6 protein-coding genes are annotated in these 14,148 nt (G+C 63.4%); 2 read left to right on the top strand and 4 right to left on the bottom strand.

Features of this window, described 5'->3' with window-relative positions; all coding sequences use genetic code 11:
• The 4 genes from ASILVAE211_RS02460 to ASILVAE211_RS02475 form a co-directional block, all read right to left on the bottom strand.
• A complete protein-coding gene (locus ASILVAE211_RS02460; protein WP_227319686.1) occupies positions 1-1,833 on the bottom strand; it encodes an SEL1-like repeat protein in 1,833 nt (610 codons plus the stop codon).
• Positions 1,834-1,952: 119 nt separating this feature from the next.
• Complete coding sequence (locus tag ASILVAE211_RS02465) at positions 1,953-3,344, bottom strand: HlyD family type I secretion periplasmic adaptor subunit (protein ID WP_227319687.1); 1,392 nt, start codon at positions 3,342-3,344, stop codon at positions 1,953-1,955.
• Positions 3,307-5,568: a peptidase domain-containing ABC transporter gene (locus ASILVAE211_RS02470; protein ID WP_227319688.1), complete on the bottom strand. Its 2,262-nt coding sequence runs from the start codon at positions 5,566-5,568 to the stop codon at positions 3,307-3,309. Before ASILVAE211_RS02470 ends, ASILVAE211_RS02465 begins: the two co-directional genes overlap by 38 nt.
• Positions 5,569-5,830: 262 nt before the next feature.
• Complete coding sequence (locus ASILVAE211_RS02475; protein WP_227319689.1) at positions 5,831-7,069, bottom strand: M20 family metallo-hydrolase; 1,239 nt, start codon at positions 7,067-7,069, stop codon at positions 5,831-5,833.
• 212 nt (positions 7,070-7,281) lie between these two features.
• Between ASILVAE211_RS02475 and fusA the strand changes: the two genes are divergently transcribed.
• Together fusA and ASILVAE211_RS02485 are read left to right on the top strand one after the other, a co-directional pair.
• Complete coding sequence (fusA, locus tag ASILVAE211_RS02480; RefSeq protein ID WP_227319690.1) at positions 7,282-9,378, top strand: elongation factor G; 2,097 nt, start codon at positions 7,282-7,284, stop codon at positions 9,376-9,378.
• A gap of 143 nt (positions 9,379-9,521) precedes the next feature.
• Entirely contained in the window at positions 9,522-14,141 is a 4,620-nt protein-coding gene (locus tag ASILVAE211_RS02485; protein WP_227319691.1) for a Hint domain-containing protein, read from the top strand.
• Positions 14,142-14,148: the final 7 nt, after the last annotated feature.

Consider the following 14,148-nt stretch of genomic DNA (forward strand, 5'->3'; position numbering starts at 1 on the left):
TCAGTTATGGATGAGCTGCGGGCCTGTTGCACGCGTTGCCGTGCCGATGTCTGCGGCAGGCTGGTCCAAGCCGCCAGGCGCGGCCGGGGTTTCGCTCGCCTGCTCGGCATTGAGCTGGGCCAGTTCTGCCGCGGCTTCCGCGACGCCGCTGTCGAGCGCGCGCTTGAACCAGATCCGCGCCTGCTCTCGGTCGGGCGGGCTGGCCAGACCGCGATGCAGATAGCGGCCCAACATCAACTGCGCCGTCGGGTGGCTGCGCTCAGCCGCCTGGCGGAACCAGTGCAGCGCCGCCGCGCGGTCGACCGGCACGTCATGGCCGCCGCCATAAAGCGCGCCCAAGCCGAACATGGCGCCGCCATGCCCAAGGTCGGCGGCGCGCTGGAACATGCGGGCGGCCTCGAAATGATTGCGGTCGCCGCCGCGCCCATTGACCAGCATCTCGGCCAGGGCGACCTGCGCGTCGGCCATGCCGGCGTCGGAAGCTTTGGCGAACCAGGCGCGCGCCGCCACCGGGTCCATCGGCACGCCGGACCCGTCCAGCAGCATGCGGCCGTAATGGAATTGGGCATTAACGATGCCGTCAGCCGCGCGATGCATCCAGAAGGCGGCGCGTTCCGGGTCGCGGTCGACGCCGAAACCGCGGGCAAGACAGACACTGAAATTGAAAGCCGCGACCAGATCGCCGCTTTCCGCTGCCTGTTCGAACCAGGAGCGCATGCGGTCTGGGTCGCCGTCGCGCACCGATCCCTGCAGGACGAGATTGGCGAGATCGACCTGGGAGGCGGTATTGCCCGAGGCTGCGGCGCGGTCGAACCAGACGGCGGCTTCGTCCGCGTTGCGGGGGACGCCGGCACCGGTCAGATACAGCATGCCGAGGGCGCGGGCGGCCATGGCGTGTCCGCCTTCCGCCGCGCGCTGGAACCAGACCGCCGCTTCCGCGAAATTCGGTGGCAGGTCGCCGCCCTTGGCGTAGAGATCGCCCACCATGGCGGCCGCTTCGACGTCACCGGCCAGCGCCGCACGGCGCAGCCAGGATTCGCCGGTGATCGGGTCGGGCTTCTTGCCGCCGCGTCCCTCCAGCAAGGCCAGGCCGAGCCGTGCCATGGCGGAGCGCAGGCCGGTATTGGCCGCTTTCTGATACAGGACAACGGCCATCGGCGCGTCCTGCGGCAGGCCGACGCCATGTTCCAGCAGCACGCCCTGGAGATATTGCGCCATCGGCAGGCCAAGCTCGGCTGCGGCGGTGATGGCCTCGATTCCGGGTTTTTGCTGTTCGGCGTCGGTGCCGGCGCGGCGCAGAACGGCAAGGCCGAGGCCGAGCTTGCCCTGCGGATTGCCGCCTTCCGAGGAACGGCGATACCAATGTTCCGCCTGATCCAGGTTGCGGATCGCTTCCGGCCCGGCCGTCAGGATATAGCCGAGCAGCGCCTGGGCTTCGGCCGAACCGCCTTCGGCGGCCCGTCGCGCCCAGCCTTCGGCGGCAATGAAATCCGGCTGTGTCGGGGCGGAATCGGCAAATAGCCCGCCGATACGCCGGCCTGGATGGTCGTCGACCTCGCCGGTGATCAGCAGCGTGGCGATGGCGGATTGGGCGTCGCCATGGCCCTGGGTCGCGGCAAGCTCCAGCCAGCGACGGCCTTCCTTGCGACTGGCGGGAACGCCTTTGCCTTGCAGATAGCAAAGGCCGACGCGGTATTCGGCGGCGGGCAGTTTGGCCTGGGCGGCACGGGCGACGAGCTTGAACCCGGCCTCCACATCCCCGGCTTCAAGCGCGGCCTCTCCCTTCTTAAGAAGTCCGCTCGCGCCCCCGAGATTCAGCCAGCCGAAAACCAAAGCTCTTTTCCTCTGTCATGCCGGGGAGGGAGATCCGGGCCTGTGCCGGTTGTCCAGACTAAGGGACGGATCTCCTGCCAGATAGAGCGAAACGGTCTGACTTTGAAAAAAGCCAGATCTTAGTTGGGTTCACGCATGCCTTCGGTAAAGGCGGGCAGGACGCGCTTCAACATATAGCCCGTGACCGTGCGTTTGCCGATCTTGATGTCAGCGGCCAGCGGCATGCCGGGGGAGAGCTGGAAACCCGGCGGGACGTTATGCAGCTCGTTCTGCAGGATACGGATGCGGGCCCGGTAGAAAAGACCCTGCGGCGCCGTGCCCGCGACATCGCTGACGGACCCGGCCTGGACCTGCTGCGGATCGAAGCTGTCGGAACTGACATATTCGACCACGCCTTTGAGCGCGCCATATTGCATATAGGGCAGGCTGGTCAGCTTCAGATCGACCTTATCGCCGGCATTCACGTAACCGGTGTCCTGGCCGCTGAGATCGACATCGGCTTCAAGCGGCGTGTTCAGCGGTGTCAGGTTGATGAACTGCTGCCCGGCCTGCAGGACCGAGCCGACCGAAGCCTGACCCAAATTCAGCACGATGGAATCCGTGGGCGCCTTGATCATCACCAGCTGATGCATGCGCAGATCCTTGGTCAGGCTCTGCTGGGCCGGCGCCAGGTAGTTCCGGGCCTGCTGCATCTGCTGGGACAGATTGGAATACCACTGCTGGATATAGGTATCGCGCTGCGCCTGAATGGAGGCGATATCGCCAACCGCCTTATTGGCGCTGGCCTGCGCATCGGCCAGCTGGCCGGCCATGCTGAGGCGGTTATCGGCGGCGGAAAGAGAATCGAGTCGGCTGCCGACCTGCATCTTTTGCAGCTGCTTGCGCATCGCTTCGACACTATTGGCCAGTTCAAGCCGCTGGGCATATTGCCGCATATCGGATTCAGCCTGTGCCAGCTGGGCCTTCAGGCTTTCGATCTGCTGGTCGAAATTCGCAACGCCGGCCGTGTACTGCGCCTGCAACTGGTTATAGGTCTCCAGCTGCAAAGCCGTATTGGAATTGGCGGTGCTCGGCACATAGGGCTTGTCGGCCAGCTGGGCCTCGATCCGGGCGATCTGCGCGGAATAGCTGTCAACCTGCTCCTGATCGGCCTTGAGATTGGCCGAGGCAAAGGTCGGGTCCAGTTCGGCCAGAAGGTCGCCCTGCTTCACGCGCTGCCCCGGCTGCACATAGATCGCGCGGACGATGGAGGTATCCAGCGGCTGAATCAGCGTCGTCGGCTGCGTCGAGACGAGCTTGCCCTGGCCGGTCACGACCTTGTCGATCTTGATCACAGATGCCGCGACGATGCTGGCAACCACGGCCACGCCAATCCAGATCGGCACGCTGCGTGCCGATCTCGGAACAGGGGTCGCGATCAGCGCGCTGGTCGGAGACTGGAATTCCAGAACCGCCAGCGCGTCACCCTGCGGATCAGTCGCCTTGCGCGAGGACAGGAGTTGGCGAGCCATGGCGCGTATTTCCCTGGTTATCGGTCATGTGACGGTTCTGCTGCAACCAAAGCATACGATAGACGGAGCAGCGTTCGACGAGTTCAGGATGGGTGCCGACATCCAGCACCTTGCCCTGATCCATGACGATGATGGCAGTACAATCGACGAGTGAGGCGAGGCGGTGAGAGACGATGACCATCGTCCGGCCCGCACCGATCCGCTTGAGGTTGGCGTTGACCAGCGCTTCGCTCTCGGGGTCGAGCGCGGAGGTCGCCTCGTCAAGAATCATGAGGCGCGGGTCGACGATCAGGGCGCGGGCAATGGCAAGGCGCTGCCGCTGGCCGCCCGAAAGGTTCGGCGAGCCTTCCTGAATGAAGGTGTCATAGCCATGCGGCATGCGCTCGATGAATTCCTCGGCGCCGGCCAGGCGGGCCGCACGCACCACGTCTTCCATCGTCAGGCCGGCACGGCCGCTGATGATATTGTCGCGGATGCTGCCACGGAACAGGAAGTTCTCCTGTAGCACGACACCGAAATTACGGCGCAGATGGCGCAGATTGATGGAGCGCAGCTCGACGCCGTCGATCTTCACGAAACCCGTATAGTCGCGGCTGATACCCTGTAGCAGTCGGGTAATGGTGGACTTGCCGGAGCCGCTGCGGCCGACCAGGCCCAGCATGGTGCCGGGCGGCACGGAGAAGTTGACTTCGTTCAGGGCCGGGCGCTGCGAGCCCTGATAGGTGAAGGCAACGCTGTCGAATTCGATGGCGCCGGCGAAGGCCGGGCGCAGGCCGCGGTCAATGCCACGGATTTCCGGCGGATTGTTCAGAACCGCCTGGGCTTCGCCCATGGTGGCGCGCACATCCTCGAAATCCTGCATGAGCTTGGTGAAGCCGATCAGCGGACCGGCAACACGCATGGAAATCATCGTGAAGGCCATCAGCGAGCCGATTTCGGCGGCGTTCTTGGAGATCACGGCCAGATAGGCGCCCAGCAGCATGACGCCGAACTGGCAATAACGCTGCATCGGCAGGGTCAGCGTCGCAGGCCAAAGGGCCAGTCGGCCAGCCTGCAGACGGACATCGCCGGCCTGGGCCACGAATTCGTCCCACTGGCTGTAGCGGGCGGATTCGAGGGCCAGGGACTTCACGGTCTTGATGCCGTGCAGGGTTTCGACCAGCACCGAGAATTTGCGGGATTCCGCCGCCGACAGCCGGCCCGTCAGCACGCGGATCGGCCGCAGGAAGCAGGCGATGACCAGCATGATGAGGCCGGCGGCCGCGACGATCGTCCATGCCAAAGTCGCCTGCATGAAGAACATCAGCGGCAGCAGGATCAGCAGCATCGACGCGTCGATGAAGGTGCTGAGCAGGCGGCCGGTGATGAATTCACGGATCTGATAGACCTTGCCGATGGCCTGGCCGATGACGCCGGACTGCGTGCGCTCGAAATAGTCGAGCGGCAGCGACAGCAGGCGCTTAAAGACGAAAAGCTGAATCTTGGCGTCGATGCGGGTGGAGGCGACCTGCAGCAGATTGCCGCGGGCATGTTCCAGAATGGCATCCAGCACCGTCGTCACGACCAGAACGATGGTGATCAGCAGCAGCGTGCTCATGCTGCCGTATTCTATGACGCGCTGGACCGCCGAGTAGACGATCAGGATAGGAACGATGGTCAGGAAGGTGATGATCAGGGAAGCGAAGCCCACCGTGCGCAGAATGCTGCGCTCCTGCATCACCAGCTTGGTCAGAAAGCCGAAGCTCAGCGGGGTGTCCTGTTCTTCCTCGTTGCGCTGCGGGCGCATCATGACGACTTCGCCTTCCCAGACCTGGGACAGGCGCAGTTCATCCACCGGAACGGCGACACCGGCGCCGGAAACCGTCGGTTCCTTGACGAAAACTACGTTGCGGGACGCATCCGCCTCGACCATGAGGACGGCGCCGCCGTCCTTCATCAGCAGCATGACCGGGCCGGAGGATTCCAGGCGCAGAAGCTGCTGCCATTTCAATCGCACGGCCTTGGCCCACATGCCCTGCTCGCGCACCCATTCCACCAGCACCGCCGGTGACGGCACCGGGGTCGCCGGATCCAGCCGGAAGGTCGTCGGGTCGAGGTCGATGCCGTGATACCGCGCGATCGCGAGCGCACCCACAAGCCAGGTATGAAGTCCCGGCTCCCGGCTCAGCGAGGCCTCGTTAATGCGGCCCGATCCCTCAGGCGCGTGCGGATCTGCAGCATCCATATTTCTCACCCTTCAACAGGACGGCGTTCCTTTCGGGGCCGCACCAAAGCTCGATCCGAGTAGATGGCAACCAAGCCAGCCGATCACGGCTCAGGCGCGGCATAGGCCATGGCAACGGCCTCAATACGAGCCCATCCCCTATACCTATTTCTTGTTACGCCCGATACAAATAAGTGCACAAATGGAGCGAAAGGCTAAAAGCCGGTGACGGTTTCATATCGCGGTCATACAAAGACTTAGCTTTAATATTGCGTAAAGTTAACTAGTTCGTGACTCGGCTTTGAGACGCCAATGCTGCGGCGAGAACCCGGGTTCCGGCGGCGAGTTGTGCGGCGGACGTGAATTCCGCCGGATTGTGACTGATGCCGGCGCGACTGGGGACGAAGATCATCGCGCTCGGCACGGCCCCGGCTACAAGCTGGGCATCATGGAAAGCACCCGACGGCATCAGGCTCCAGCTTTGGCCCAAGGTCTCGGCCGCTTCCCGCACCGCCGTCACCAGGTCAGCGTCGAAGTCGAGCGGGGCGGCGGAAAACCGTTCTTCGATCGTCGCGACGCAAGGCAGGGCAGCCTCTGCCACTGTGGCCGCGACCGCATCGCCGATCGCCGCCAGCACGACCGCATCAGGATGGCGCAGGTCGATGGTAAACCGCACCATTCCGGCGACGCTGTTGGATGAACCGGGTTCCACCGTCAGGCTGCCCACGGTGAAGCGCAGCACGTCGGTCGGGTCCGCGGTCAGCGTATTGAGCGCCGCGATCGCCCGCATCGTGGCCTGCATCGCGTCGCGGCGGAGGGAGACTGGCGTGGTCCCGGCATGGGCCGAGGCCCCGGTGATCGTCACCGTCAACCAGCGGCTGCCCTGAATGCCGGTGACGACGCCGATATCAAGCGCTTCGGTTTCCAGCTTCGGTCCCTGCTCGATATGGGCCTCTATATAGGCATGCGCTTGCCCGCCCAGCGGCCGGCGCGGCAGATCGGCCTCCGCCGCCAATTGCTCGGCCAGCGCATCGGCGAAGCGGATGCCCTCGGCATCGCGCGTCTCGGCGAAGGCCGCCAGCGGCTTGGTGCCGGCCCAGGCCATGCTGCCCATGCAGCCGGGCGCGAAACGGCTGCCTTCCTCATTGGTCCAGGCGACCACTTCCAGCGGCCGGTCGAGCGTGAGGCCGCTGTCCTTCAAGGCGCAGAGGATTTCCAGCCCGGCCATGACGCCATAGATGCCGTCGAACCTGCCGCCGGCCGGCTGGCTGTCCATATGGCTGCCGGTGAGGAGGGGCGTGGCACCGGGTATCCGCCCTTCGACCCGGAACCAGAGATTGGCCGCATCGTCGACGGAGACTGTGGCCCCGGCCTCCTCGGCCCAGGCGATCATCAGCCGCCGCGCCTGCCGGTCCAGGGCCGTCAGGGCCTGCCGATTGACGCCGTCGCCCGGAATGGCGCCGATCCGGGCGAGTTCCATCAGCCGGTCCCATTGGCGCGTTTCGCTTACGGATTCCGCCAATCTCAAGCCTTGATCCACCGGCATTCCTTTTCTATCTAGTCTCAGGCATCTTAGCGGCCGGGCTGCCTTTCGCCAGTCGCATCACCGCGCGACTTGATATTCGGCTGGCGCTAGCGCAAAAGACGCGCACGAAACCACCGGCAATGGGCTGGGACGTGACTGAGCGCGCGGGGCCGCCCCTCTGCCGCGCTTTTCTTGCATGGAGACAAATCGTGACCAGCACCTCGCCGCTTGGTTTGATCCGGAATATCGGTATCACCGCGCATATCGACGCCGGCAAGACGACGACGACCGAGCGTATCCTGTACTACACCGGCGTTTCGCATAAGATCGGCGAAGTCCACGACGGCAATACCACGACCGATTACATGGACCAGGAGCGTGAACGCGGCATCACCATCACCTCCGCCGCCGTTACCTGCGAGTGGAAAGACCACCGCATCAATATCATCGACACGCCCGGCCATATCGATTTCAACATCGAAGTGAACCGTTCGCTGCGCGTGCTCGACGGCGCCATTTTCATCATCGAGGGTGTGGCGGGCGTTCAGCCGCAGTCCGAGACCAACTGGCGTCTGGCCGACCGCTACAATGTCCCGCGCATCATCTTCATCAACAAGCTGGACCGCACGGGCGCTGACTTCTACCGCGCCTTCGACACCCTGAAGGAAAAGCTCGACATCATCGCGCTGCCGCTGCAGCTGCCGATCGGCATCGAGGAAAACTTCATCGGCGTCGTCGATCTGGTCGAGATGAAGGCGATCATCTGGGAAGGCGGCGAACTCGGCGCGAAGTTCCATGATGAAGAAATTCCGGCTGAGCTGGCCGACAAGGCCGCCGAATATCGCGAGCTGCTGCTGGATACCGCGCTCTCGGTCGATACGGTCGCCATGGAAGAGTATTTCGAGAAGGGCGAGGTTTCGGTCGAGACGCTGAAGCGCTGCATCAAGCTGGGCGCCATCTCCGGCGCCTTCCGCCCCGTCCTGTGCGGCACGGCCTTCAAGAACAAGGGCGTGCAGCCTTTGCTCGACGCCGTGCTCGACTATCTGCCGTCCCCGGTCGACGTTGAAGGCATCCGCGTTGCGGGTGAGGAAGACGAGGAAGATACCCCCGAGAACGTTGCGAAGCGCCGCGTCATCCCGGTTGACCCGGCCGCGCCTTTCGCTGGCCTCGCCTTCAAGATTATCAACGACAAATACGGCACGCTGACCTTCGTCCGCGTCTATTCCGGCACGCTGAAGTCCTCGGACAGCGTGATGAACACGACCAAGGGCCATAAGGAACGTATCGGCCGCATGTTCCAGATGCACGCCGACAAGCGCGTGGAAATCAAGGAAGTGCAGGCCGGTGATATCGCGGCCTTCGTCGGTCTCAAGGATACCGGCACGGGTGACACTTTGGCTGCGTCTGAAGACCCGGTCGTGCTCGAGCGTATGGCTTTCCCGGTTCCGGTTATCGACATCTCCGTCGAGCCGAAGACAAAGGAAGGCGTCGAAAAGATGACGATCGGCCTGCAGAAGCTGGCCGGCGAAGATCCGTCGCTGCGCCTGAAGACCGACCAGGAAACCGGCCAGACCATTCTGTCCGGCATGGGCGAGTTGCATCTGGAAATCATCATCGACCGTCTTCGCCGCGAATATGGCGTGGACGCCAATATCGGTGCGCCGCAGGTGGCCTATCGTGAGACGATCTCGCGTGAGCATACCGAAACCTATACCCACAAAAAGCAGTCGGGCGGTTCCGGTCAGTTCGCCGAAGTGAAGATCATCTTCACGCCGCAGGAACGTAACGAAGGCATCCTGTTCGAGAACAAGGTTGTCGGCGGCACCGTGCCCCGCGAATACATTCCGGCGGTCGAAAAGGGCATCAAGATGCAGGCCGATACCGGCGTGCTCGCGGGCTTCCAGACCGTCGACTTCAAATACACGCTGGTCGACGGCAAGTACCATGACGTCGACTCCTCGGCGCTGGCCTTCGAAATCGCTGCCAAGGCCTGCTTCCGCGAAGGCATGAAGAAGGCCGGCCCGATCATCCTCGAACCCATCATGGACGTGGAAGTGACGACCCCGAATGACCATGTCGGTGACGTCGTGGGCGATCTTAACCGCCGTCGCGGCATGATCCAGAACCAGGAAAGCTCGGGTTCCACGGTCATCGTTCGTGCCCATGTGCCGCTGAAGGAAATGTTCGGCTATATTTCCCATCTGCGCAGCATGACGAAGGGCCGTGCGTCCTTCACCATGCAGTTCCATCACTACGATCCGGTTCCGCGCAACGTTGCGGACGAGATCATGGCGAAAAGCGCGTAAGCGCTTTTCCCTTTCGGGACGACAAAAACCGGCGGAGGGCAACCTCCGCCGGTTTTTTATTGCGTCAATGACCTGTCACTTGTGGGTGTAATTATTTCTGGGTACTAATAACGAAATCGTTATTGATTTCGAGAGGGTCGGGGATGTCTGTTTCAGTCGGCGACGGTTCCGCTGTTGTTGTCCCTGTCTACTTCAACCCCGTAACGATGGGCCCGCAGCTCGAAATCTACGTCTCCCTCAACGGGGGACTCGTTGAACCCTATAGTTTCGATACGGGCGCGCCGGAATTTTTCCCGACCTATGGCGCGTGGTGGCCGGGCACATCCGAAGTCAGCGTCTCCGGCAGCGGCAATTTCACCTTCGCCCAGGAGCCGACCTATTATTACCAGTCCACATCCGCCTCGGTAACGGTGACGAATGCGGCGGGCACGCCTGCTTTCACGGTGACCGGGGCGACTGTGGCGCAGGTCACCAATATCACCGTCTACGGCAACGGACCGTCCGTCGAGACCAGTTTCGATAACTGGGCCAGAGCCGCGCAGGGGGCTTTCCCGCTTACCAATGACACCTACGGCGATTTCGGCGCCGGGCTTTACGGCGATTCGGAACTTGGAACGATTCTGTCCCAGGTCTCGCTGTCCTCCGATCTAGAAGCCGGCTTCATCGTCGAAGCGCCGAGCGCCATCATCACGACAAGCACCACGACATCCGGGACCGCTTCCACCGTTTCCGCCGTTTCACCCGGCATCGTCACCATCGGCCTGACGGCGGCCACTATCGCGGCCTGGAAAAGCGACCCCGACACCCTCATCCTCTCGATGCCGCCGAAGGGCGGTGCTTTGCCCAGTCCGGACGGCACAACCGCCTGGGCTAGTTTTAACAAGGCCCAGGCGGCCGATACGGTTGTTACGCTGACAAGCGGCGGCCAGTCGGTGTCCTTCGACATGGGTATGGTCATCGATACTGACGGTGGATCGAGCAATAACATCTACGATACGGGCGATATCAACCTGCCATCCTGGGCGAGCGGCAAGCTGGAAGATATCGCCTATCTTCTGTCCGAGCCGGGTGTTTCCGGCGGTAGCAGTTCAACCGTTCTGTCCTATACGGCCTCGGGTTCCGTGGCGCTGCCCGCCGGCGGCCATACCAGTGGGCTCTCAACGCCGGAAAGCTATGGCGACCGCGATAATCCCGGCTACAATCTCTATCTCAGCTACACCGTGATGTTCGACGTCGCGGATGACGAGGTTCTGCTCAAGCCCATCACCTACAGCACCATTTCCTCCGGCACCGTCGTCAGCGGCGGCAGTCTGGTCGACAGCGATCGCCTTACGGTATCGGCGGGCGGCACGGCGATCGATTTCACGGTCGGCGACGTTGCTTTGGCAACCGTCGAGGGCCTGGCCAGCGGCCTCGTGCTGTCCGGTGGCTATGCCGATGTCTTTTCCGGCGGAACGGCCGTCGGCACTGTTGTGACAGGCGGCGGCACGCAGATGCTGTCCGCAGGCGGCAGCGTTGTCAGCACGACGGTATCGGCGGCAGGCGCCGATGCCGTCAGCAGCGGTGGCACCGCGATGGATACGCTGGTACTCAGCGGCGGTTCCGAAATCGTCTATCATGACGGCGAAAGCCTGTCGGCTGTCGTCAGTGCGCAGGGTTTCCTCGCGGTTTCAGCGGGCGGCACGGCGCTCGCGACAACGCTGGACAGCGGCGCTTTCGCGGTCGTCTCCGCAGGCGGCGTCGCCAGCGGTATCACGGTCGGCAGCGGTGCCGATTTGGTCGTATTGCCGGGCGCGACCGTCAGCGCGACGGTCGCTGACGGGGGCAATCTGGTTTCGACCGGTATCGTTCTTTATGACTCATCAAATCATAGCGCCGATCTCTATGGGTCTGCCACCTCCGGCCTGGTCATAGGCACGGAGCAAACCGTTTATGTGCTGTCCGGCAGTGTGTCGGAGGCGATGACCGTCAGCGGTGGCAGCGCCATCACCTATGGCATCGTCAGCGGCAGCGTTATCAGCGCGAATGGCACGGAATTGCTCTATGGCGAGAGCGTCGACACGGTGCTGGCGGCAGCGCGCGACACCGTGCTGTCCGGCGGCACGGCCATCAGCACCACCATAAATGCGGCTGCCGTCCAGACCGTGAAGGACGGTGGCACGGCCTTCGCTGATTACATCAATAGCGGCGGCTATCTGGTCGTCTCCTCGGGCGGCAGCAGCACAGACACGCTGGTCGATTCCGGCGGTGTTGAGGTCGTCGTCGCCGGAGGATCGGCCAGCGGCACAATCATCGGCTCTTCCGGCGTGCAACTCCTTTCATCAGGCGGCGAGAGCGAGGCTAGCTTCGTGGGCCGGGGGGGCGTCGAGGAGATATCGGCAGGCGCCTCGGCATCCGGCAGCGTGCTGCTGCCCGGCGGTGTGGCCTGGGTCAAATCCGGCGGCACGGAGACAGGCGCCACGGTCAATAGCGGTGCGCTGCAAGTCGTCTCGGCGCATGGCACGGCTATCAGCACCACCGTCAACAGCGGCGGCTATGTTTTTGTCGATGCGGCCGGCAGTGCCTCGGGCGTGACGGTCGACAGTGGCGGCACGCTGATTCTGGCGCCCGGTGCGCAGACATCCGATATCATCCAGGACGGTGGCGAGGTCATCACCGGTGGCATCTTCCTGGAAACCATCAGCGGCGGACTGCAATCCTTTTCGACCTTGGCCGCGAATGCGAGCGGCGTGACTGTCGGCTCGACCAGCATGCTGGTCGTCTTTTCCGGTGCCACCGCGACCGGAACGGAGCTGAGCGGCGGTCTGGCCTCCCTGACCGGAGAGGTCAGCGCCACGCAGATCGAGGCGGGTGGCACCGAGATCGTCAATGTCGGTGGAACCGCCCTGGCTGATGACGTCCTCAGCGGCGGTGTCCAGCTTATCCTTTCGGGCGGCACCGCGATGGATACGGTCGTGACGAGCGGCGGCGGTGAATTCATCGGCGTCAGCGGTTCGGCGATCGGGACAGTTCTGCAATCCGGCTACGAAATCGTCAGCAGTGGCGGGCTGGATACCGGCGCGACCGTGCAAGCTGGTGGCCTTCAGGTGATCCTGGACGGTGGAACTGCGCTGAGCGGTACGGTGGCCTCTGCCGGCAATCAGATGATCAGCAATGGCGGCGACGTCGAGTCCATTACCTTGTCCGGCGGAACCCAGACTATTTTCTACGGCGGCTATGCGTCTGGCAGCATTGTCGAGGCCGGTGGTTTTCAAGTGTTGAGCAATGCGGGCGTTGCTGAAGCAACCGTGATCGCTTCGGGTGGCGTGCAGGTGGTCAGCCAGGGCGCGTTTGCTCAGGCGGATATCGTCGGCAGCGGTGGCGTTGCGGAAGTCGCGGCCTACGGCCAGGTTTCGGGCACGACGGTTTCCAGCGGCGGCTATCTTCTTGTGTCCGGCGGCGGCACTGCCACCAATACGACAGTGGAAAGCGGCGGCGTGCTCATTGTCGTTTCCAGCGGTGGGGCCGTCAGCACCACCCTTTCCGGCGGCACTGTTCTGTCCTCCGGCATCGTCTTCCACCAATCCGGCGGCGGTTACACGGAACTCGGTCAAACCCAGACCGGCACGACGATTGCCGGTGAGGCCTCGGCCTTTGTCCTGGCCGATGCCACCGTAAGTGCCACGGTCGTCAGCGGCGGCCTCGTGGTCTGGGGACAGAGTTTCGATACCCAAGTGCTGGCCGGCGGCGTCGAGGTCGTGAACGGTATTGCCAGTGCAACTGTCGTGACGGGTGGCGATCAGGTCGTCAGTTCCGGCGGCGTCGCGATTGGCACGGTCATCGGAACATCCGGCCTGATGGCCATCGAATCCGGTGGAAGTGCCGCCGGGGCCATTGTTTTCAGCGGTGGCGCGGCCGTGCTGGAAATCGGCGGTCAGGCCATGCCGACAGTCGCCATCAGCGGCTTTGCGGCCGGTGATGAGATTGAGTTGGCCAATGTCGCTTATAGTTCCGCGGGATCGGTCACGCTCGGCAGTGGCGGCATTCTCACCGTCAGCGAAAATAACAGCGCCTATAATGTCCAGCTTGCGGGCGATTATGCCGGTGCGTCCTTCACGCTGTTGTCCGGCAATGCAGGGTCTGCCACGATTGTCACCCTGGCCTGTTTTGCGGCCGGCACGATGATCGCGACGCCGGACGGCGACAGACGGGTGGAGCAGCTTGTGGCCGGCGATGACGTGCTGACGCCCGAGGGTAAGGCCGTTCCCATCGACTGGTGCGGCCACAGGCGTGTGGATTGCGCGAAGCATCCAAAGCCCGAGAGCGTGCATCCTGTCCGCATTGCCGCTGACGCTTTCGGCCCCGGACTGCCGCGCCGCCCGCTATGGCTTTCGCCCGATCATGCGGTCTTTGCCGAAGGCGTGCTGATTCCCGTGAAGCATCTCATCAACGGGTTCAGCATCCGGCAGGAGCCGATCTCCGAAGTCACCTATTTCCATATCGAATTGCCGCAGCATGGCATTGTTTTGGCAGAAGGCCTGCCGGCTGAATCCTATCTCGATACGGGGAATAGGATGAGTTTCGCCGGCACGGCGATGACCCTGCATCCGACCTGGGGCAATGAACGGCAGGATACCGCCTTCATCTTCGATAGCCTGGGCTATGCGCCGCTGCGCGTGGCCGGACCTGAGGTTGACCGCCTGCGTACGCAGCTTGCCGCGCGCGCGGCGGAGGCGGGCATGAAGGCACGCGCCACCCCCGCTGCGGTCGAGTCTGTTCGGTAACGGACGG

The sequence above is a fragment of the Acidisoma silvae genome, assembly GCF_020618775.1.
Taxonomy (GTDB): domain Bacteria; phylum Pseudomonadota; class Alphaproteobacteria; order Acetobacterales; family Acetobacteraceae; genus Acidisoma; species Acidisoma silvae.

Excerpts from the sequence above, each read along its gene's own strand:
- ASILVAE211_RS02470 (WP_227319688.1), bottom strand. The coding sequence starts at position 5,568 with ATGGATGCTGCAGATCCGCACGCGCCTGAGGGATCGGGCCGCATTAAC.
- ASILVAE211_RS02465 (WP_227319687.1), bottom strand. The coding sequence starts at position 3,344 with ATGGCTCGCCAACTCCTGTCCTCGCGCAAGGCGACTGATCCGCAGGGT.
- ASILVAE211_RS02485 (WP_227319691.1), top strand. The coding sequence starts at position 9,522 with ATGTCTGTTTCAGTCGGCGACGGTTCCGCTGTTGTTGTCCCTGTCTAC.